The following is a 21,549-nucleotide window of genomic DNA, read 5'->3' on the forward strand; positions in this document are numbered from 1 at the left end:
ACCATGCCGATTCAAATTTTACCACCCCAGCTGGCTAACCAGATTGCGGCGGGTGAAGTGGTTGAGCGTCCTGCCTCCGTGGTTAAAGAGCTGGTGGAGAATAGCCTGGATGCCGGCGCGACGCGTATTGACGTTGATATTGAAAAAGGCGGCGCAAAGCTGATTCGCATTCGTGACAACGGGTGCGGCATCGTGAAAAGCGAGCTGTCGATGGCACTCGCCCGTCACGCTACCAGTAAAATAACCTCACTGGATGACCTGGAAGCGATCATGAGCCTGGGTTTTCGTGGTGAAGCGTTGGCCAGTATCAGTTCTGTCTCCCGTCTGACACTCACCTCACGCACCGCCGATCAAACTGAAGCCTGGCAGGCCTATGCAGAAGGGCGTGATATGGCGGTAACGGTTAAACCGGCGGCGCATCCCTGTGGTACCACACTGGAAGTGCTGGACCTGTTTTATAACACGCCGGCACGCCGCAAATTTATGCGCACCGAGAAAACCGAGTTCGGTCATATCGACGAGGTCATTCGCCGTATTGCCCTGGCACGTTTTGATGTCGCCCTTTCGCTAAGCCACAACGGTAAAATGATGCGTCAGTATCGGGCCGTCAGCGAGGAGAGCCAGCGCGAACGGCGGCTGGCTTCTATCTGCGGCACCACGTTTATGCAGCATGCGCTGCGCATCGACTGGCAGCATGACGACCTCTCGCTGCGCGGCTGGGTTGCCGACCCTGCCGGTTCGCGCCAGGTCACCGATCTGCAGTATTGCTATGTGAATGGCCGAATGATGCGCGATAAACTGATTAACCACGCTATTCGCCAGGCGTTCCAGACTCAGCTCCAGGATGACCAGCAGCCCGCTTATGTGCTCTATCTGGAGATCGACCCACATCAGGTTGATGTCAACGTCCATCCGGCCAAGCACGAAGTACGGTTTCATCAATCACGCCTGGTGCATGATTTTATCTATCAGGGTGTGGTCAGCGCATTACAGGCGATGGCGACACCGACCTTACCTGCGCTCCAGGCAGAAGAGCCCGCACCGCGCTGGCAGCCGGAAAACCGTCAGGCAGCAGGCGGTAATCATTTTGCGCAGCCATCGGCATCCGTCAGTGAGAAGAAATCAGCAGCATCCGGGCGTGAAACACAGCCTGCTCCGGCCTGGCAGAACAAAGAGAATGGGTATCGTCAACGTGAAGGGGCGGTTTATCAGCAGTTGCTGAAAACGCCTGTCAGCACGTCATCACCGCCAAAAGCCCGCGAGCCGATAGCGCGTCAGCCCGAAAGACCCTCGCCACTGGCCGCGCATGCTCAAAGTTTTGGCCGTGTACTGACCGTGTTACACAATCACTTTGCACTGCTGGAGCAGGATCAGACATTAATGCTGATGGCGTTGCCGGTGGCGGCGCGCTGGCTGAAACAGGCGCAGCTTGAACCGGGCGAAGAGGGGCTTAAACCGCAGCCACTATTGATCCCGGTGCGCCTGAAAATCGCCCAGGAAGAACGACAGGCAGCAAAAGAAAAGAGCAGCCTGCTCAATCAGATGGGCATTGAACTTCAGCCCGAAGGAGACCACGTGACATTGCGCGCGGTGCCTTTACCGTTACGAACACAAAATTTACAAATCTTGATTCCTGAGCTGTTAGGCTATCTCGCCCGGCAGCAGGAGATCTCTGCGACGCAACTGGCCCAGTGGCTGGCGCGGCGTCAGGATACAGAGTCCTCCGACTGGAATCACTCACAGGCGATCAACCTGCTGGCAGAGCTTGAACGGCTTTGCCCACAGCTGCTGAAATCGCCGCCTTCAGGCTTATTACAGCCCATAGAGATTGAGAGCGCGATCAACGCGTTGAAGCATGAGTGAATTAAACCAGGCTGGCCGGCCAAAGGCTATTTTTTTGATGGGACCCACGGCGTCTGGCAAAACGGCTTTAGCAATTGAATTGCGTAAGCAGTTACCAGTGGAACTAATCAGCGTAGATTCTGCCTTAATCTATCGTCAGATGGATATTGGCACGGCGAAACCGTCGGCTGAGGAGTTAGCAGTGGCGCCCCATCGTCTGCTCGACATCCGCGACCCCGCAGAAACCTATTCGGCAGCGGAGTTCCGGCGGGATGCTTTAGCAGAAATGGCGGATATCGTTGAAGCCGGACGAATACCGTTGCTTGTTGGTGGAACCATGCTCTACTTCAAGGCGTTACTTGAAGGATTGTCGCCGTTGCCCTCGGCCGATCCCGACGTTCGTCAGCGGATAGAGCAAACGGCGCGTGAAAAAGGCTGGGAAGCTTTACACCGCCAGCTGTGTGAAATCGACCCGGTTGCCGGCAGTCGTATTCATCCGAATGATCCGCAGAGACTTTCGCGAGCACTGGAAGTTTTTTTTATTTCGGGTAAAACTTTAACGGAACTGACAAAAACATCCGGTGAAGCGTTACCCTACGACGTGCAACAGTTTGCCATCGCCCCCGCGAGCCGCGAATTGCTGCACCAGCGCATCGCGTTGCGTTTTGAGCAGATGTTGGCGTCAGGATTTGAAGCGGAGTCTCGGGCCCTGTTTGCACGAGGTGATTTGCATACGGACATGCCTTCCATTCGTTGTGTTGGTTATCGTCAGATGTGGTCTTATTTGTCGGGCGAAATCGATTACAGCGAGATGGTTTATCGGGGAATTTGCGCAACCCGGCAGCTTGCTAAGCGACAGATGACCTGGTTACGCGGTTGGGAAAATGTTCACTGGCTTGACAGTGACGAGCCCCGGCTGGCGCGTGATACAGTGTTACAGGTTCTTAGTGCGAAGCATGGGTGATTGTGTACAATTGATGGGTTATCGTGCGCAAATTTTTACGCAGTTTTTTCAGAACCATAGGTTCTACTTGCAACAAACAACAAGCATATAAGGAAAAGATAGAATGGCTAAGGGGCAATCATTACAAGACCCGTTTTTGAACGCACTGCGTCGTGAACGTGTTCCGGTTTCGATTTATCTGGTTAACGGTATTAAGCTGCAGGGTCAGATTGAGTCATTTGATCAGTTCGTCATTTTGTTGAAAAACACGGTGAGTCAGATGGTGTATAAGCACGCCATTTCTACCGTTGTTCCTTCACGCCCGGTTTCTCACCATAGCAATAATACCGGTGGCGGCAGCAACAATTACCATCATGGCGGCAGCAACACAACTGCGCAGCCACAGCCACAACAAGACGGTGATAACGCAGAATAACGCGTCACCGTACAGCCAGGAACGGAGAACAGCGGTTTTCCGTCCTGGTCTTTTATTTAGCGAGGTTATAGCTTGTTTGACCGTTATGAAGCCGGTGAGCAGGCCGTACTGGTACACATCTGGTTCTCCCAAGACAAAGAAGTAGAAGATTTACAGGAGTTTGAAACCCTGGTCTCTTCTGCTGGCGTTGAGGCGCTGCAAGTGGTTACTGGCAGCCGCAAAGCGCCACACCCCAAGTATTTTGTCGGTGAAGGAAAAGCCGTTGAAATTGCCGATGCGGTAAAAACAACAGGAGCATCGGTCGTATTATTCGATCATGCCCTTACGCCCGCTCAGGAAAGAAACCTCGAGCGCCTGTGCGAATGCCGTGTCATTGATCGCACCGGTCTGATTCTGGATATCTTTGCCCAACGCGCACGTACCCACGAAGGTAAATTGCAGGTTGAGCTGGCACAGCTGCGCCATCTTGCGACACGTCTGGTACGCGGCTGGACGCACCTTGAACGTCAGAAAGGCGGGATAGGCTTGCGTGGCCCGGGTGAAACACAGTTAGAAACCGACCGTCGTCTGCTGCGCGGACGTATAAGTCAGATCCTGTCACGTCTTGAGCGGGTTGAAAAACAGCGTGAGCAGGGACGACAGTCTCGTGCTAAAGCGGATGTGCCAACGGTTTCGCTGGTGGGTTACACCAATGCCGGCAAGTCGACCCTCTTTAACGCCATGACCTCTGCCAACGTCTTTGCCGCAGACCAGCTGTTTGCGACACTTGACCCTACACTGCGCCGTCTGAATGTTGCCGATGTCGGAGATGTCGTTCTGGCGGACACGGTGGGCTTTATCCGCCATCTTCCTCACGATCTGGTTGCCGCATTTAAAGCTACGCTGCAGGAGACACGTCAGGCGACGCTGTTACTGCACGTGATTGATGGTGCCGATCTTCGCGTTACGGAAAATATCGCCGCCGTCGATACCGTACTGGAAGAGATCGAAGCGGACGAAATTCCGACCTTACTGGTCATGAATAAAATCGATATGCTCGACGGATTCGAACCGCGTATCGATCGCAACGAAGAGAACCTGCCCATCCGCGTCTGGCTTTCCGCCCAGACTGGTGCAGGCATTCCGTTGCTGTGGCAGGCCCTGTCCGAGCGCCTGTCAGGTGAAATTGCCCAGCACGCGTTACGTCTGCCACCGGAGGCGGGGCGACTTCGCAGCCGTTTCTATCAGTTGCAGGCGATTGAGAAAGAGTGGAATGAAGACGACGGCAGTGTAGGATTGCAGATACGTATGCCCATCATTGAGTGGATGCGTTTATGTAAGCAGGAACCGTCGCTGACCAGTTACATTGTTTGATATTGCCCAAACGCATTTACCTTAAAAATTGAAGATTGTCGCACTTTCGTTGCAGGCCTGAATACGCAGGATTTACCCGGGTATTTCGGATTTCAGCAAGGCGGCAACTGAGTGAATCCCCGGGCGCTTACGCAGATGAGTGAGCGGGGTGAGCGAAGGCAGCCAACACCGCTGCAATCCGAAAGATGAAGGGTAAAAACCGTAATTACAATAAATGGAGTAGAGACATGGCGTGGAATCAGCCCGGAAATAACGGACAGGACCGCGACCCGTGGGGAAGCAGCAATAATCAAGGCGGCAACTCTGGGGGAAATAAGGGAGGACGGGAATCCGGGCCTCCTGATCTGGATGATATCTTCCGTAAGCTGAGCAAGAAGCTTGGTGGACTGGGTGGTGGCAAACAGAGCGATAACGGTCAACGCGGCTCCGGCAGCGGAGGCAAAATCGTTGGCATCGTGGCTGTTGCTGCTGTAGTCATCTGGGCTGCAAGCGGTTTCTACACCATCAAAGAAGCGGAACGCGGCGTGGTAACGCGCTTCGGTAAGTTCAGTCACCTGGTTGAGCCCGGCCTGAACTGGAAACCGACATTTGTTGATCAGGTACGTGCGGTTAACGTTGAATCGGTGCGTGAACTGGCGGCTTCTGGCGTGATGCTGACCTCAGATGAGAACGTGGTACGCGTGGAGATGAACGTGCAGTATCGCGTGACCGATCCGGAACGTTATCTTTATGCCGTCACCAGCGCGGATGACAGTCTGCGTCAGGCGACTGACAGTGCGCTGCGCGGCGTGATTGGTCGTTCTACCATGGACCGCATTCTGACTGAAGGTCGTACCGTGGTGCGTAGCGATACCCAGCGTGAAATCGATGAAACAATTCGCCCTTACAACATGGGGATCGCGGTACTGGACGTCAACTTCCAGGCTGCCCGTCCGCCGGAAGAGGTGAAGTCTGCGTTTGATGATGCGATTGCCGCACGTGAAAACCGCGAACAGTATGTCCGTGAAGCAGAAGCTTACGCCAACGAAGTTCAGCCTCGAGCTAATGGCCAGGCGCAACGTATTCTGGAAGAGGCGCGCGCTTACAAAGAGCGTACCGTGCTGGAAGCGCAGGGTGAAGTGGCGCGTTTCGCCAAGATTTTGCCGGAGTATAAAGCCGCGCCTGAAATTACCAAAGAGCGTCTCTATATTGAGACAATGGAACGCGTGCTGAGCCATACCCGCAAAGTACTGGTTAATGATCGGGGTAACAACCTGATGGTACTGCCGCTGGATCAACTGATGCGTGGTGGTCAGTCTGCACCAGGCCAGAATGGTCAGAAAGGCGGTAACAGTTCTTCGCTGCCAGCCATCTCCGATCGCAACGCCAGCCGCAATGACACGTCGTCATACAGTCCGGACAATATCATGGATCAGCGTCGGGCGAATGCTCAGCGCAGCGACAGCCAGCGCGAAGGGAGAGAGTAATCGATGCGTAAGCCAATAGTATTTTTAATCATTGTCGTGCTGGTGGCGCTCTATGCGTCGCTGTTTGTGGTGCAGGAAGGGCAGCGAGGCATTGTTCTGCGCTTCGGTAAAGTCCTGCGCGACGGCGAAAACAAACCGCAGGTATTTGAGCCGGGTCTGCATTTTAAGATTCCATTCCTGGAAACGGTTAAAACGCTGGATGCGCGAATTCAGACGATGGATAACCAGGCCGATCGCTTCGTCACCAAAGAGAAGAAAGATTTGATCGTGGACTCCTACATCAAATGGCGTATCAGCGATTTCAGTCGCTACTACCTGGCTACCGGTGGCGGTGATGTTTCTCAGGCAGAAGTGCTGCTGAAACGTAAGTTCAGTGACCGTTTGCGTTCTGAAATGGGTCGTCTGGATGTGAAGGATATCGTCACAGACTCCCGTGGTCGCCTGACCACCGATGTGCGTGACGCGCTGAATACTGGTTCTGCGGGCAGCGATGATGAAATCGCCACGCCTGCGGCTGATGATGCGATTGCCAGCGCAGCAGCCCGTGTCGAGCGCGAAACCAACAGCAGCGAGCCGGCACCGAATCCGAACAGTATGGCAGCACTGGGTATTCAGGTTGTGGATGTGCGCATCAAGCAGATCAACCTGCCGACAGAAGTCTCCGATGCCATCTTCAACCGTATGCGTGCTGAGCGTGAAGCCGTAGCGCGTAGTCAGCGTTCACAGGGTCAGGAAGAGGCGGAAAAACTGCGCGCCCAGGCCGATTATCAGGTGACGCGTACGCTGGCTGAAGCCCAGCGTGAAGCCCTGATCACGCGCGGTGATGGTGATGCGGAAACGGCGCGGCTGTTTGCCGATTCGTTCAGTAAAGATCCTGACTTCTACGCCTTTATTCGTAGCCTGCGTGCCTATGAAAACAGCTTCAATAGCGATCAGGATGTGATGGTGTTAAGCCCGGATAGCGACTTCTTCCGATATATGAAGGCGCCCTCTAACGCAACACGCTAAGAACTGATATAACCTGTGGGCCGACAATGTTGTCGGCCTTTTTTTTAGGATTCAGAATGAAAACAAGCATCTGGATGGCGCTGGCGCTGGTGTTAGTGCTGGAAGGGTTGGGACCGATGTTTATGCCGCGCGCCTGGCGACGCATGATCCTGACGATGACGCGGTTGCCCGATCGTCTGCTGCACCGCTTTGGGGGAGGACTGGTCGTTGCTGGCATGGTGATTTACTGCATGCTCAGCCTGCACGGCAACCTCTAGTACCCGAGTTCACACCGGCTAAATTGTGCCTCTTCGCGCCATTATCCCCAACATGTTGTAGTGATCAAAACTCAGGCAAAAAAGCGCGCAATCGTATGCTAAAAGTGCTGAAAGCCATGGGATCAGATGGTAGAATCCTTTTTTAAGCAATCGGTGATTTTGAGAAATGGGTAAGAACGTCGTCGTACTGGGCACCCAATGGGGTGACGAAGGTAAAGGTAAGATTGTAGACCTTCTGACTGAGCGCGCGAATTACGTTGTGCGTTATCAAGGCGGCCACAATGCGGGCCACACGCTTGTCATCAACGGTGAAAAAACCGTCCTCCACCTGATCCCTTCTGGCATTCTGCGCGATAACGTAACCAGCATTATTGGTAACGGCGTAGTGCTTTCTCCTGAAGCCTTAATGAAAGAGATGAAAGGCCTGGAAGCGCGCGGGATCCCGGTACGTGAACGTCTGCTGATTTCTGAAGCCTGTCCGCTGATCCTGCAATATCACGTTGCGATGGATATGGCGCGTGAACGTGCCCGTGGTGCCAAAGCGATTGGTACTACCGGCCGTGGCATCGGCCCTGCTTATGAAGATAAAGTCGCTCGCCGTGCACTGCGCGTTAGCGACCTGTTCAACAAAGAAACCTTTGCTGCCAAGCTGAAAGAAGTGGTCGATTTCTACAACTTCCAGCTGGTTGAGTACTACAAAGAGCCGGCAGTGGACTTCGACAAAGTGCTGAGCGATGTGATGGAAGTCGCTGACATCCTCACGGGCATGGTGGTTGACGTCTCTGAACTGCTGGACGTTGCGCGTAAGCGTGGCGATCTGATTATGTTTGAAGGCGCGCAGGGTACGCTGCTGGATATCGATCACGGAACCTATCCGTACGTGACGTCGTCCAACACGACCGCAGGTGGCGTGGCAACCGGTTCAGGCATTGGTCCGCGTTATGTCGACTACGTGCTGGGTATTGTGAAAGCGTACTCAACCCGCGTGGGCGCAGGCCCGTTCCCGACCGAGCTGTTCGATGAAACTGGCGAATTCCTCTGTGCGCAGGGCAATGAGTTTGGTGCGACCACCGGACGTCGCCGTCGTACCGGCTGGCTGGATGCGGTCGCGGTTCGCCGTGCGGTTCAGATTAACTCCCTGTCAGGTTTCTGCATGACCAAGCTGGACGTGCTGGATGGCCTGAAAGAAGTGAAAATCTGTGTTGCTTACCGTATGCCTGATGGCCGCGAAGTGACCACGACGCCACTGGCGGCAGAGAACTGGGAAGGCATTGAGCCGATCTACGAAACCCTGCCAGGCTGGAGCGAGACCACGTTTGGCGTGAAGACGCTGGAAGGTTTGCCTCAGGCCGCACGCGACTACATTAAGCGTGTAGAAGAGGTAACGGGTGTGCCGATTGATATCATCTCAACCGGTCCCGATCGCAGTGAAACGATGATTCTGCGCGATCCGTTCGACGCATAATCACTCAGGCCGGACGCTGTCCGGCCCTTGTTTTTCCACTATTTGATGCCACTTTACCTCCCTTCGCTTGTCAAACCTTGTGCTGGCTTAAAAAAACGCACGGCAAATCAGACTCTGGTTTATCATCGTAGTTAATCGAATGGCAATCCGATTTAATCCTGACATCAATCACAGGGCGAATAATGCAATGCCACGCCTGAAGGTTCACTGAGGTTACTGTGCAGCTCACGAGTTTTACTGATTATGGCTTACGGGCGCTGATTTATCTGGCAGCGTTGCCTGAAGATCAGCAGACCAATATTACGGAAGTGACAAACACCTATGGTTTGTCCCGTAATCATATGGTCAAAATCATCAATCAGCTGAGCCGTGCGGGCTACGTTGCCGCAACGCGTGGTAAAAATGGGGGCATTCGCCTGGGTATGCCGCCTCGTCAGATTGTCATTGGCGACGTGGTACGCAAGATGGAACCGCTACAATTAGTGGACTGCGCCTCCTGTTCCATCACACCAGCCTGCCGTCTGAAGCAGGCACTGCACGATGCAGTGCAGCGCTTTTTGCAGGAGCTGGATAGCTATACGCTGGCAGATTTGGTCGAAGGTAATACACCACTTTATGAAATCATCCTGTCCAAATCGCCGCCGGAAATAAATATTAAATGACATCGGAGGAACCGCTATGTCAAAAGATCCTTTTCAGGATAGAGAAGCTGAAAAATACGAAAATCCTATTCCAAGCCGTGAATTTATTCTGGCTCTGTTAGAAAAACGTGAAAAACCAGCCAGCCGTGAAGAGCTGGCTGAAGAGATGAATCTGCACGAAGAAGAGCACCTTGAGGCGCTACGTCGCCGTCTTCGCGCCATGGAACGTGATGGTCAGCTGGTGTTCACCCGCCGTCAATGCTATGCGCTGCCAGAACGTCTTGATCTCCTGCGGGGTAAAGTCATTGGCCATCGTGATGGCTACGGCTTCCTGCGGGCAGAAGGTCAGAAAGATGACCTCTACCTCTCCGCAGAGCAGATGAAATTCTGTATGCACGGTGACGTAATCCTGGCGCAGCCGCTGGGTGCCGATCGCAAAGGCCGCCGCGAAGCGCGCGTGGTCCGCGTGCAGGAACCGCGCAACAATCAGATCGTTGGCCGCTACTTTACCGATGCGGGTGCCGGCTTTGTGGTGCCTGACGACAGTCGCCTGAGTTTTGACATCCTCATCCCGCCTGAAGAGACGATGAATGCCCGCATGGGTTCTGTGGTGGTGGTTGAGCTGGTCCAGCGTCCGAACCGTCGCACCAAAGCGATCGGTAAAGTGGCTGAGATACTGGGCGATGATATGGGCACCAGCCTGGCCGTTGATATGGCGCTGCGTACCCATGAAATTCCGCACACCTGGCCGCCAGAAGTGGAAGCTCAGGTCAGCAAGCTGAAAGAAGACGTCCCGGAAGAGGCCAAAAAAGGCCGCGTCGATCTGCGCAAACTGCCGCTGGTCACCATTGATGGTGAAGATGCCCGTGACTTTGATGATGCGGTCTACTGCGAGAAAAAACGCGGTGGCGGATGGCGTCTGTGGGTCGCTATCGCCGATGTGAGCTATTACGTCCGTCCGGGTACGCCACTGGATGACGAAGCGCATCAGCGCGGCACCTCAGTCTACTTCCCGTCGCAGGTTGTGCCGATGCTGCCGGAAGCCTTGTCGAATGGCTTATGCTCGCTTAACCCGCAGGTCGATCGACTCTGTATGGTGTGCGAGATGACCATTTCGACTAAAGGTAAGCTCACCGGCTTTAAGCATTACGAAGCGGTGATGAACTCCCATGCGCGTCTGACCTATAACAAAGTCTGGAACATCCTGCAGGGCGATAAAGAGTTGCGTCAGCAGTATGCACCGCTGGTCAAAGATCTTGAAGAGCTGCACAACCTCTACCAGGTACTGGATGCTGCACGTGAAGAGCGCGGCGGTATCTCGTTTGAAACGGAAGAAGCGAAGTTCATCTTCAACGCCGAGCGCCGTATTGAACGTGTTGAGCGCGCGTCACGTAATGACGCCCACAAGCTGATCGAAGAGTGCATGATCCTGGCGAACATCGCCTCAGCACGCTTCGTTGAGAAAAATCAGGAACCGGCACTGTTCCGCGATCACGATCGCCCGACCGATGAGAGCATCAAGAGCTTCCGTACCGTGCTAAACGAGCTGGGACTGACTCTGCCAGGCGGCAACAAACCGCAGCCTGTCGACTATGCGGCGCTGCTGAAGCAGGTTGCCGATCGTCCTGATGCAGAGATGCTCCAAACCATGCTACTGCGTTCGATGAAGCAGGCGGTTTACGATCCGGAAAACCGCGGTCACTTTGGTCTGGCACTCTCATCGTATGCGCACTTTACTTCGCCAATTCGCCGCTACCCGGATCTGACGCTGCACCGCGCCATCAAATATCTGCTGGCAAAAGAGCAGGATGAAGGTAAAGGCCTGGTACAACGCGCCATCAAATACCTGATGCCGAGAGAGCGCAGCGTCGCCAAAGATATGACGACAGCAACCGGCGGCTATCACTACGAGATGCCGGAGATGCTGCAACTGGGTCTGCACTGTTCCCTGACCGAACGTCGCGCCGATGAAGCAACCCGCGACGTCGCGGACTGGCTCAAGTGTGACTTCATGCAGGACCAGGTTGGCAACGTCTTCAACGGCGTTATCTCCAGCGTGACCGGATTTGGCTTCTTTGTCCGCCTGAGCGATCTGTTCATCGACGGACTGGTCCACGTTTCAACCCTCGACAACGATTACTACCGTTTTGACCCGGTAGGTCAGCGTCTGATTGGTGAATCGGGCGGCCGTACCTATCGTCTGGGTGACACCGTTGAAGTACGTGTCGAAGCGGTCCATATGGACGAGCGTAAAATCGACTTCGCTCTTATCTCCAGCCAGCGTCAGGTGCGTGGTGAGGGTAAAACCGCGCGTGATCGGGCGAAGCGTGAAGACAACGCGCCAGCGAAGCGTCGTCGTAACGTGAACAAAAAGTCCAACTTCGAGCCGGATGCTGCATTCCGGGGTGACAAGGGCAAACCAGCCGTGGCGAATACCGAGAAAAAAAGTAAAAACGTCTCGGAAAAAACCCGTAAAATCGCCGCCGCCACCCGGGCGAAGCGCGCCAGAAAAAAAGCTGAGCCTGAAGGCTGAGCGTAATAGAGTGCGCATACCCGCCCTTTCTTTCCGCAGAAAGGGCGGTCATTTATTCATTTCCAACCACTGAGCAGATCGATGAGCGAAATTATTTTTGGTATCCATGCCGTGCAGGCGCTGCTGGAACGTGATCCACAACGTTTCCAGGAAGTCTTTATCCTCAAAGGCCGCGACGATCGTCGCCTGCAACCCGTGGTCGCCGCGCTGGAAGCTCAGGGGATCGTGATTCAACTGGCCGAGCGTAAGTGGCTCGATAGCCAGGTTGAAGGCGGTGTGCATCAGGGCATCGTGGCACGGGTAAAACCGGGTCGTCAGTATCAGGAAGGCGACCTGCCGGATCTGCTGCAGAGCCTGGAGAAGCCTTTCCTGCTGGTGCTGGATGGGGTTACCGATCCGCACAACCTGGGTGCCTGCCTGCGCAGCGCCGATGCGGCCGGTGTTCATGCGATTATCGTGCCCAAAGATCGTTCTGCTCCCCTGAATGCCACGGCCAAAAAAGTGGCCAGCGGTGCGGCAGAGAATGTGCCGTTGATTCGCGTCACTAATCTTGCGCGTACACTGCGCCTGCTGCAGGAGTACAACATCTGGGTGGTCGGCACCGCAGGTGAAGCGGACCATACCGTCTTCCAGAGCAAAATGACCGGTCCGATGGCGCTGGTAATGGGCGCGGAAGGCGAAGGCATGCGTCGTCTGACCCGCGAGCATTGCGATGAGCTGATCAGCATCCCGATGGCGGGCAGTGTTTCTTCACTCAACGTCTCGGTTGCAACCGGTGTCTGCCTGTTTGAAGCGGTGCGTCAGCGCAACGCCTGATCCCCGATGTGATCCTCGCCACAAATTAGTTTCTGTACCAGGCATAACTGCGCGTCATTCGTATATACCCAAAGGATTTCGGGTTGCATTGAGGCGGCAAGAGAACGCATCCCGATGAGCTTACATGAGTAAGTGATCCGGGTGAGTGAACGCAGCCAACAAAAATGCAGCTTGAAAGACGACGGGTATACTTACTGAGTGACATCCGCGAGGAGTGGTTATGACCTGGACAACACACACCGTTTTTAATCAGCCCCATCCTCTGAGCAACAGTAACCTGTTCCTGTCCGACACGCCGCTTGGCGAGGCACTGTCACGCGAAGGCGCCGGATGGGATGGGGAATGGCTGGCGTCAGTCGGCCGCCAGCTGGGCAGCGCCGAGTCGCTGGAGCTGGGCCGACTCGCCAACGCTGAACCGCCTGAACTGCTGCGCTACGATGCCCGTGGCGTGCGCCTGGATGAGATTCGCTTTCATCCTGCCTGGCATCTGCTGATGCAGGGCGTCTGCGCCAGTCGTCTGCACAATCTCAGCTGGCAACCGACGGTGCGTGAACAGGCCAGCGTAGCGCGCGCTGCACGCTTTATTCTGCACGCACAGGTAGATGCGGGTACGCTCTGCCCGGTGACCATGACGCACGCCGCCATTCCGCTGCTGCAGACTTATCTGCCCGCCGCGTTTGAAAGCTGGCTCGATCCGCTGCTCAGCGACCGCTACGACACGCATACACAGCCTGGCGACCAGAAACGCGGATTGCTGATCGGGATGGGCATGACAGAAAAGCAGGGCGGCAGCGATCTGCTTACCAGCACCACCCGTGCCGAGCCGCTGGGGGCGCGCGGCGCGGGAGAAGCCTACCGACTGACCGGTCACAAGTGGTTCTTCTCAGTGCCGCAGAGCGATGCGCATCTGGTCCTGGCCCAGACGCCCGAGGGATTAAGCTGTTTTTTCCTGCCGCGTCTGTTGCCCGATGGGTCACGCAACGCCATCCAGCTTGAGCAGCTCAAAGATAAGCTGGGCAATCGCTCAAATGCCAGCTGCGAAGTGGAATTTCGCGACGCGACCGGCTGGCTGCTGGGTGAGGAGGGCGAAGGCGTACGACTGATCCTGAAAATGGCCGGTATGACGCGCTTTGACTGCGCGCTCGGCAGTCATGGCCAGATGCGGCGTGCCTTCTCAGTGGCGATCTGGCATGCCCATCAGCGTCAGGTCATGGGAAAAAATCTGGTGGATCAGCCACTGATGCGTCAGGTTCTGGCACAGCAGGCGCTGCAGCTTGAGGGGCAAACCGCCTTGCTGATGCGGCTGGCTCGTGCCTGGTCACAACCGGCCAAACCGCATGAGGTCGCCTTTGCCCGTTTATTTACGCCAGCGGCAAAATATGTGATTTGCAAAGCGGGTGCGCCGTTTGTGGCGGAATCGATGGAAGTGCTGGGGGGCATCGGCTACTGCGAAGCGAGTGAGCTGCCGCGCCTCTATCGTGACATGCCGGTCAACAGCATCTGGGAAGGATCGGGCAATGTGATGTGTCTTGACGTTCTGCGCGTACTCGCCCGTCACGCAGAGGTGACTGAGATGCTGAGTCAGGAGTTTGAGGCGGTAAAAGGGAGTAATCGTCATTTCGATACGCGCTGGCGTCAGCTGCGACTGAGGCTTAAGAACGTTCCCGAAGAGCAGGCGCGCGACGTCACCCACGCGCTGCTGCAGCTGGCGACAGGCGCTCAGCTACTGAAATACAGTGAGCCACCGCTGGCGGATGCGTGGTGCCAGCAGTGGCTCGACCAGCGGGGTTCACACCCGTCTGAGGCTGCAGTAACTGACCGGTTACTGGCCCGCGCCTGTGGCCGGTGAGGCACCATACAGAATTGCGCTGGCGTACCATAAACCGGGCATCACGGTTTCGCTTAGCATCACGATCTGATAGTAAGCCGCGCCAGCCTGATTAGCCTGGGCGGCGATGGCCCGCTGGGCATCATCCGGTGAGCCATGCACGTTAACGGTAATGTTACCCAGCTTCGGCAAACCGCCACTCTGTGCCCGTGAAATTTCCTGCGCCTGTTGGGTTGGCGCAGGCGGGGCTTTTGGCGTGGTTTCAAGCGCGGAACAGCCTGCCAGCAACAGACTGATGATCAGTAAGTAAGCGGAACGCATAGCCAAACCCCTGTTCAGGACGAAACAATAAGTGTATGTCATCGTCCTGAATGACGTCAGGATTTAAGGCTGAAAACGCTGACCAGCTGAGTCAGGTGATGCCCTTTATCACTCAGGTTCTGTGCGCTGTGTTCTGCCTGTGCCACCAGTTCACTGTTCTGATGGGTTGCCTGGCTGATCTGGTTCATCGCCAGATTCACCTGGCCGATACCCGCCGCCTGCTCCTGCGCTGCCACGTTGATCTCGCCCATCAGCGCCTGCACCTGTTCGATGTGGGTCACAATGTTGGTCATCGCATCACGCGTCTGCTCAGAGAGCTGGTGTCCCTCCGCCACGTTGCTGATAGAGGTGGCAATCAATCCATCAATCTCTTTGGCGGCCTGCGCGGAACGCTGTGCCAGCGCACGCACTTCTGCAGCCACCACAGCAAAGCCACGGCCCTGTTCACCGGCTCGTGCCGCTTCAACGGCCGCATTCAGTGCCAGAATATTGGTCTGGAAGGCGATCGACTCAATCACATGGGTGATATCCGCAATGCTTTGCGATGACACCTTAATGGCCGACATGGTGTTAACCGAGTGCACCACCGTCTGGCTGCCATGACTGACGATATCGCTGGCTTCGGCCACCAGTGACATCGCCTGACGCAGGCTGTCAGCGGTGTGTTCGACCGTGGCACCAAACTGCTCCATGCTGGCAGAGGTCTGCTCCACGCTGCTGGCCTGACGCCCGATCTGCTCGCTGATGTTATGGCTGCTGGCCGCGATGGTGTCCGTGCCGTCGCTGATCTCCTGCGCCGCGCCGCGCACCTGGCCGACGATTTTTTCCAGCCCATCGCCAATGCCGTTAATCGCAATAATCAACTGACCGACTTCATCACGACGGCGGGTATCCATATGGACCTGCAGATTTCCGGCGGCATACTGCTCCGCCAGATGGATCACCTGCTGTAGCGGACGGGTAATCGCCCGGCGGCTGTACCAGACAAACCCCAGTGCGAAGATCACCACCAGAATCAGTCCGGTAATCAGGAACAGGTTACGGCTGTGGGTAATCGGGGCGAGCAGGCTGGCACGGTTAACTTCACCGGTAATCACCCAGTTCCAGCCCGGCAGCTGCTGCCATGCCAGCATCTGCTGTTTACCGTTGATCTCCACCTGCTGCATACCCTGCGGCTGCGTCAACAGGGGCTGAAGTGTCGCGTCATCCCAGTCTGGCCGTTTCCCTTCATTTTGCTGATCGAACAGATACTCGCCCTGATTCTTGCCTGGCGTGCCGTTGAGCACATAGAAATGGCCGCTGTCGCCCAGCCGTCGCGCCAGGATTTTCTCGCGCATCAGGGCATACTGCTTATCAATGCCAACACCGACAAACAGGATGGCGACGACTTTGCCACTCTCATCTTTTACCGGCTGATACTGCGTGATGTAGCGATGGCCGAACAGCGTGGCCAGGCCGCGGTAGACTTCGCCCTGGTGAACACTCTTCCAGGCGGCACCGCTGCGGTCCAGCTGCGTACCGATGGCGCGACTGCCATCTTCTTTTTTCAGCGAGGTTGAAACACGGACAAAATCATCACCATCGCGCACGAAAATGGTCGCCACAGCGGCAGTGCGGTCGGTGAAATCGTCAACCGCGGTCTGATCGAGGTTCAGCGTTTTTAATCCGGCACGCAGCACCGGCGTCGAAATGGTACCCACCTGCACCCGCGAGCTTTCATCCAGGCTAAAGCGCCTGGGCAGGAAACTGGTAAATAAATCGGTGTAGTGAGCCACCTCTTCGGTGAGGGTGGCGTTAAACATGGTAGTCATTTCATAGATGCCCTGCACCTGGTTGTGCATGTCATCAATGGCGAGATTTTCCAGCTGGCGCGAGGCGTTGTGGCTTTGAGTCAGGGTCAGTACCAGCAACAGCAGCGCTACGCTGAGAGACGTCAGTACAGACAGCTTAACTCCGAGACTCAGTCCGCTGAGAGAGAGACGCTTCATAAATTACCTTTGATCAAGTTAGGGGAATACACGATCAACGGCACGCTGTGGAAAAAGTTTAGCGTGGAAAAGCATAACTAAGCGCAGCGGGGAATTTCGCAAATTAACCCGCAGAACGTACACTTGAACGGCACGCCTTGCCCCCGCTCAGGAGAGACCATGATTGAACTCACCACAGAAACGCTGGCCGGTATCGAATGCCTGCACGCCACGCCTGCCGGACAGCGGAATCAGCCGCTGACGACCGTACTGTTTTATCACGGCTTCACCTCATCAAAAGAGGTCTACGCCTACTTCGCCGTTGCGCTGGCGCAGGCGGGATTTCGTGCAGTCATGCCGGATGCCGAGCTGCACGGCGCGCGTTTTCACGGTGATGCCGAAGCACGCCTGGGCCGCTTCTGGGAAATACTGAAGCAGAACATTGATGAGCTGCCGCTGCTGGAGACTGCGCTGCGTAATAAGAATCTGATCGCTGACGGGCATTTCGCCGTGGCAGGCGCGTCGATGGGCGGGATGACGGCGCTGGGTGCGATGGCGCGTTATCCACAGATTCAAAGTGTCGCCTGCATGATGGGATCGGGCTATTTTATGCAGCTCAGCGAGTCGCTCTTTCCGCCGCTGGTGGCCGATACGCCAGAGCAGAAGGCGCAGTTTGCAGCCCGCATGGCACCGCTGGCGGACTATGATCCCTGCAATCGTCTGCAGGCACTGGCAAACCGACCGCTGCTGTTATGGCACGGCGAGGCGGATGAGGTGGTGCCCTGGGCGGAGAGCGTCCGACTGGAGCGCGCACTGCGTGAAAACGGGCTGGCGCAGCATCTGACCACGCTATCGGAAAAGCAGATTGGGCATAAGATCACCCCATCCGCATTGACGGCGCTGGTCAGCTTTTTAAAGATCAGCTTTGAACAATGAACGGGCGTAGAAGAACTCTGCCGCCCGTAAACTTACCGGCACTTACCAGTGTGCAGACGATTTTTCTGCTGTTCTGGCAGGCGCATTGACCGGGTTTCTTTCCGGCGTATCCAGACGGTTAACGTAGACATAACCCGATGCCGCTTCGCTGCTGTGACTTCTCATCTGCTGCGCACAGTCAGCATAGCTGGCAAGAGCGGGTGGAGACAGGAAGAGACCCAGTAAAGTGGCGATGACGAACGTTTTCATGCCCGACTCCTCACTTCAGGGAACACACTCTGAATGACGCCACGAAGCGAATCGTCGCGTCTTTATTCAGTTTAGCGACTGAGCATAGTATCGCCAGATCGTTCCTCTGAACCTCTTCGTCAGCGTTTTTGAACAAAGCGGCATTAACCCGCTGTATTCACGCCATTAGCACAAAAAGCCACGGTATCTGGCACGCTACCGGCAATTTGTTTAAATGTGCGCTTGAGTTCACGGGCCGTCACCAGTATGATTACGCGTCAATTTTTCAGCCGCATTCTCAGGCTGTGTCCCACAAACGCTCGTCACAGCGAACCTTTGTGGGACACAGCCTATAACGTTCCTTGCTTCCATGGGCCGCGGTTGACCCCGACAGGAGGCTGAATAATCCGTAAGGAGCAATTTCGATGCGTCATTACGAAATCGTATTTATGGTTCATCCTGACCAGAGCGAACAGGTTCCTGGCATGATCGAGCGTTACACTGGTGCTATCACTGGTGCAGAAGGCACGATTCACCGTCTGGAAGACTGGGGCCGCCGTCAGCTGGCTTACCCGATCAACAAACTGCACAAAGCGCATTACGTTCTGATGAACGTTGAAGCGCCGCAGGAAGCGATCGATGAGCTGGAAACGAACTTCCGCTTCAACGACGCCGTTATCCGTAGCATGGTTATGCGCGTTAAAAACGCGGTAACTGAAGCATCGCCGATGGTTAAAGCGAAAGATGAGCGTCGTGATCGTCGCGAAGATTTTGCTAACGAATCCGCTGATGAGTCAGATGCTGGGGATTCTGAAGAGTAATCCATCGTGACGGTCAATCGACTTCGCCTGTCAGGCACTGTGTGCAGGACACCGGTTCGAAGAGTTAGCCCGTCAGGAATTCCTCACTGTCAGTTCGTGCTTGAGCACCGCTCAGTGCAGGAGGAGGCCGGGTTTCACCGGCAAGCCTGGTGTCGTATGCCTGTTATTATTAGCGGCAGCGCCCATCAGGTGATTACTCAACATATAACGGTCGGCACGCAACTCACACTCGACGGTTTCATTAGTTGCCATCAGGCACGAAATGGCCAGAGCAAAGTGGTGTTCCATGCCGAGCAGATTGAATTGATAGATTCTGGAGACTAGCCTAATGGCACGTTATTTCCGTCGTCGCAAGTTCTGCCGTTTCACCGCGGAAGGCGTTGTTGAGATCGATTACAAAGACATCGCAACGTTGAAAAACTACATTACCGAAAGCGGTAAAATTGTCCCGAGCCGTATCACCGGTACTCGTGCAAAATACCAGCGTCAGTTGGCTCGCTGCATCAAGCGTGCGCGTTACCTGTCTCTGCTGCCGTACACTGATCGTCATCAGTAATCGGCAACTGTCCATTAACGACTTTAAGAGGATAAGGTAATGCAAGTTATTCTGCTTGATAAAGTAGCAAACCTTGGCACCCTGGGTGATCAGGTTAACGTTAAAGCGGGCTACGCTCGTAACTTCCTGGTACCACAGGGCAAAGCTGTTCCTGCCACCAGGAAAAACGTTGAGTTCTTCGAAGCACGCCGTGCTGAACTGGAAGCCAAACTGGCTGACGTTCAGTCTGCAGCAACTGCACGCGCTGAGAAAATCAATGCACTGGGCACGGTAACCATCACGTCTAAAGCAGGCGATGAAGGTAAACTGTTCGGTTCAATCGGTACCCGCGACATCGCTGATGCAGTGACTGCAGCAGGCGTTGAAGTTGCTAAGAGCGAAGTTCGTCTGCCGAACGGCGTTCTGCGCACTACCGGTGAGCATGAAGTAAGCTTCCAGGTTCACAGCGAAGTCTTCGCTAAACTGAACGTGAAAGTTGTTGCTGGTTAATCCTGATTAACTAAGCACGACATCAACGCCGGCCCTGTGCCGGCGTTTTTGTTTTTATACCTTTGTTTATCCGCTGTTCGCATTACTGCGCGCGAATAAAGCTGCCATCGGGCTGACGGGTAAACAGCACCGGGCCGTTAGCGCCCTCCACCGTCAGACCTGTTACTGCACCCTGCGCATCCTGACGGATTTTTACCTGCTGACCACTTTTCAGTGTGCTGAGCGGCTGATCGCTACCCTCTACCCGCGCCATCGCAAACACATCATTGACCGGCAGACTGTTGTCACGGAACAGCTGCGCCAGCGTCTGACCGGAAGCGATGGTGAGGTTACGCCATTCCCCCTGAGAATCGGCTTTTGGCGTCTGCTGAGATTGTGAGGATGAAGGCTGGCGGGTACCGTTGTTTTCATAAATATCCGCCTGCATCGGTACCTCCTTCTCAGCCGAGGGTGTAACAGGCTGCTCAACCGGATAGCGCAATGTACTGGCGGGCCAGAGAAACGCCACCAGTATCACCAGCAGGGCAGCTACGATGCCCCGGCGGTGCGGCGCTGGCAGCGGATCCATCCAGCGAATGTGGTCGGTAAAATGCCAGATACGCTGTAGCCAGCTCGGCAGGCGGGATGACGCGTCTGAAGCCATTCGGGGTTCCTCCTCTCCGGCAGGCTGCTGCGGCCTGCGTGCGGCCAGCCAGGTCTGTAGCCGGGTTACAATATGTTGTGCACGCATCCTGCGGCGGCGTGGGGCAATCTGGCCCATGTTTACTCTCTTATTCAGGTGCTACAGACGGGGTGATCCCCATCGATAGTTATAGTATGGGCAATACCGGCGCGAAGTGCCTGCCAGCATTGATAAATTTGACGGCTCTATTGTTTCTCTTTCATCAGTAAAAGTCATCTGCGACGCAGGGCATTTTACGCCAGCGGCCTGCACTGCTATGCTGCCGGTTCGAATTTATCCGAGAGTGAAAGGAACGAAGATGACTACCCCTTCTTTCGACAGCGTCGAAGCACAAGCAAGTTACGGTATTGGTTTACAGGTTGGCCAGCAGTTGCTGGAATCTGGTCTGCAGGGTCTGCAACCAGAAGCACTGCTCGCGGGTCTGCGCGACGCGCTGGAAGGGAACTCACCGGCCGTACCGGTTGACGTGGTTCATCGCGCACTGCGTGAAGTACACGAACGTGCAGAAGGCGTGCGCCGTGAGCGCACCGAAGCCATGGCAGCAGAAGGTCAGGCGTTCCTGCAGGAACATGCGCAGCGTGAAGGCGTGAGCAGCACCGAATCAGGCCTGCAGTTCAGCGTGATTACTCAGGGCGAAGGTCCAATCCCATCACGTCAGGATCGCGTACGCGTTCATTACACCGGCAAACTGATCGACGGCAGCGTATTCGACAGCTCGGTTGCCCGTGGCGAACCGGCTGAATTCCCGGTAAGTGGTGTTATCCCTGGCTGGATCGAAGCACTGACCCTGATGCCGGTTGGCTCAAAATGGGAACTGGTGATCCCACAGAACCTCGCGTATGGCGAGCGCGGTGCGGGTGCCTCTATCCCACCATTCAGCACCCTGATCTTCGAAGTCGAACTGCTGGAAATTCTGTAATACCCGGACGCTGCAACCAATCCGGTTGCAGCGTTTTTCTCC

At 55.4% G+C, this 21,549-nt stretch carries 22 protein-coding genes; 18 read left to right on the forward strand and 4 right to left on the reverse strand.

Translation table 11 applies throughout. The features are described 5' to 3' along the window. Positions 1 to 3 precede the first annotated feature (3 nt). The 12 genes from mutL (at position 4) to K6R05_RS02660 (ending at position 14,609) form a co-directional block, all read left to right on the forward strand. Positions 4 to 1,863 carry a DNA mismatch repair endonuclease MutL gene (mutL, locus tag K6R05_RS02605; protein WP_161734920.1) on the forward strand — a complete coding sequence of 620 codons (1,860 nt, stop codon included), beginning with the start codon at positions 4 to 6 and terminating at the stop codon, positions 1,861 to 1,863. Beyond that, complete coding sequence (gene miaA / locus K6R05_RS02610; RefSeq protein ID WP_161734917.1) at positions 1,856 to 2,806, forward strand: tRNA (adenosine(37)-N6)-dimethylallyltransferase MiaA; 951 nt, start codon at positions 1,856 to 1,858, stop codon at positions 2,804 to 2,806. Before mutL ends, miaA begins: the two co-directional genes overlap by 8 nt. 103 nt (positions 2,807 to 2,909) lie before the next feature. Then, complete coding sequence (gene hfq, locus K6R05_RS02615) at positions 2,910 to 3,221, forward strand: RNA chaperone Hfq (protein WP_010256116.1); 312 nt, start codon at positions 2,910 to 2,912, stop codon at positions 3,219 to 3,221. A 72-nt stretch (positions 3,222 to 3,293) separates the two neighbouring features. Further along, a complete protein-coding gene (gene hflX, locus K6R05_RS02620; protein ID WP_161734914.1) occupies positions 3,294 to 4,574 on the forward strand; it encodes a ribosome rescue GTPase HflX in 1,281 nt (426 codons plus the stop codon). Positions 4,575 to 4,801: 227 nt separating this feature from the next. Next, positions 4,802 to 6,040, forward strand: a complete 1,239-nt coding sequence (gene hflK, locus K6R05_RS02625; protein WP_161734911.1) for an FtsH protease activity modulator HflK — start codon at positions 4,802 to 4,804, stop codon at positions 6,038 to 6,040. Between the two features lie 3 nt (positions 6,041 to 6,043). Continuing rightward, a complete protein-coding gene (gene hflC, locus K6R05_RS02630) occupies positions 6,044 to 7,048 on the forward strand; it encodes a protease modulator HflC (protein WP_161734908.1) in 1,005 nt (334 codons plus the stop codon). Positions 7,049 to 7,104: 56 nt separating this feature from the next. Further along, complete coding sequence (locus K6R05_RS02635; protein WP_010256126.1) at positions 7,105 to 7,305, forward strand: DUF2065 domain-containing protein; 201 nt, start codon at positions 7,105 to 7,107, stop codon at positions 7,303 to 7,305. A 166-nt stretch (positions 7,306 to 7,471) separates the two neighbouring features. Continuing rightward, positions 7,472 to 8,770 (forward strand): adenylosuccinate synthase, encoded by a 1,299-nt coding sequence (locus K6R05_RS02640; RefSeq protein WP_031592738.1) that lies wholly within the window; start codon positions 7,472 to 7,474, stop codon positions 8,768 to 8,770. 218 nt (positions 8,771 to 8,988) lie between these two features. Beyond that, entirely contained in the window at positions 8,989 to 9,432 is a 444-nt protein-coding gene (gene nsrR, locus K6R05_RS02645) for a nitric oxide-sensing transcriptional repressor NsrR (RefSeq protein WP_161734886.1), read from the forward strand. Positions 9,433 to 9,448: 16 nt separating this feature from the next. Next, positions 9,449 to 11,944 carry a ribonuclease R gene (gene rnr, locus K6R05_RS02650; protein ID WP_222924941.1) on the forward strand — a complete coding sequence of 832 codons (2,496 nt, stop codon included), beginning with the start codon at positions 9,449 to 9,451 and terminating at the stop codon, positions 11,942 to 11,944. A gap of 81 nt (positions 11,945 to 12,025) precedes the next feature. Continuing rightward, positions 12,026 to 12,760 carry a 23S rRNA (guanosine(2251)-2'-O)-methyltransferase RlmB gene (rlmB, locus tag K6R05_RS02655; RefSeq protein WP_033734044.1) on the forward strand — a complete coding sequence of 245 codons (735 nt, stop codon included), beginning with the start codon at positions 12,026 to 12,028 and terminating at the stop codon, positions 12,758 to 12,760. A 220-nt stretch (positions 12,761 to 12,980) separates the two neighbouring features. Continuing rightward, on the forward strand, positions 12,981 to 14,609 hold the full coding sequence (locus tag K6R05_RS02660) for an isovaleryl-CoA dehydrogenase (protein ID WP_161734877.1): 1,629 nt from the start codon (positions 12,981 to 12,983) through the stop codon (positions 14,607 to 14,609). On the opposite strand, the gene bsmA is transcribed toward K6R05_RS02660, so the two are convergent. Beyond that, positions 14,583 to 14,909: a biofilm peroxide resistance protein BsmA gene (bsmA, locus tag K6R05_RS02665; RefSeq protein WP_033734041.1), complete on the reverse strand. Its 327-nt coding sequence runs from the start codon at positions 14,907 to 14,909 to the stop codon at positions 14,583 to 14,585. The genes K6R05_RS02660 and bsmA overlap by 27 nt on opposite strands. A 56-nt stretch (positions 14,910 to 14,965) precedes the next feature. Further along, entirely contained in the window at positions 14,966 to 16,897 is a 1,932-nt protein-coding gene (locus tag K6R05_RS02670) for a methyl-accepting chemotaxis protein (RefSeq protein WP_222924942.1), read from the reverse strand. A 159-nt stretch (positions 16,898 to 17,056) separates the two neighbouring features. On the opposite strand from K6R05_RS02670, the gene yjfP reads away from it, so the two are divergent. After that, positions 17,057 to 17,812 (forward strand): esterase, encoded by a 756-nt coding sequence (gene yjfP / locus K6R05_RS02675; protein ID WP_222924943.1) that lies wholly within the window; start codon positions 17,057 to 17,059, stop codon positions 17,810 to 17,812. 42 nt (positions 17,813 to 17,854) lie between these two features. Here the strand turns inward: yjfP and K6R05_RS02680 are convergent, their stop codons facing one another. Beyond that, the gene (locus tag K6R05_RS02680; protein ID WP_013359170.1) at positions 17,855 to 18,061 is read right to left on the reverse strand and encodes a hypothetical protein; all 207 of its coding nucleotides are present in this window, start codon (positions 18,059 to 18,061) and stop codon (positions 17,855 to 17,857) included. Between the two features lie 404 nt (positions 18,062 to 18,465). On the opposite strand from K6R05_RS02680, the gene rpsF reads away from it, so the two are divergent. The 4 genes from rpsF to rplI are packed head-to-tail and all read left to right on the forward strand — an operon-like array spanning position 18,466 to position 19,906. Next, positions 18,466 to 18,861 (forward strand): 30S ribosomal protein S6, encoded by a 396-nt coding sequence (rpsF, locus tag K6R05_RS02685; RefSeq protein ID WP_003855334.1) that lies wholly within the window; start codon positions 18,466 to 18,468, stop codon positions 18,859 to 18,861. A 6-nt stretch (positions 18,862 to 18,867) separates the two neighbouring features. Next, positions 18,868 to 19,185 (forward strand): primosomal replication protein N, encoded by a 318-nt coding sequence (gene priB, locus K6R05_RS02690; protein WP_013359169.1) that lies wholly within the window; start codon positions 18,868 to 18,870, stop codon positions 19,183 to 19,185. A gap of 4 nt (positions 19,186 to 19,189) precedes the next feature. Beyond that, positions 19,190 to 19,417, forward strand: coding sequence for a 30S ribosomal protein S18 (rpsR, locus tag K6R05_RS02695; protein WP_002210155.1), 228 nt, complete (start codon positions 19,190 to 19,192; stop codon positions 19,415 to 19,417). A 39-nt stretch (positions 19,418 to 19,456) separates the two neighbouring features. Next, the gene (rplI, locus tag K6R05_RS02700; RefSeq protein ID WP_161734864.1) at positions 19,457 to 19,906 is read left to right on the forward strand and encodes a 50S ribosomal protein L9; all 450 of its coding nucleotides are present in this window, start codon (positions 19,457 to 19,459) and stop codon (positions 19,904 to 19,906) included. 82 nt (positions 19,907 to 19,988) lie between these two features. Here the strand turns inward: rplI and K6R05_RS02705 are convergent, their stop codons facing one another. After that, entirely contained in the window at positions 19,989 to 20,666 is a 678-nt protein-coding gene (locus K6R05_RS02705; RefSeq protein WP_161734861.1) for a LysM-like peptidoglycan-binding domain-containing protein, read from the reverse strand. A 220-nt stretch (positions 20,667 to 20,886) separates the two neighbouring features. On the opposite strand from K6R05_RS02705, the gene bamJ reads away from it, so the two are divergent. After that, a complete protein-coding gene (gene bamJ / locus K6R05_RS02710; RefSeq protein WP_010256433.1) occupies positions 20,887 to 21,507 on the forward strand; it encodes a BamJ family beta-barrel-assembly machinery protein in 621 nt (206 codons plus the stop codon). Positions 21,508 to 21,549 lie beyond the last annotated feature (42 nt).

It is taken from the genome of Pantoea alfalfae, assembly GCF_019880205.1.
GTDB lineage: Bacteria > Pseudomonadota > Gammaproteobacteria > Enterobacterales > Enterobacteriaceae > Pantoea > Pantoea alfalfae.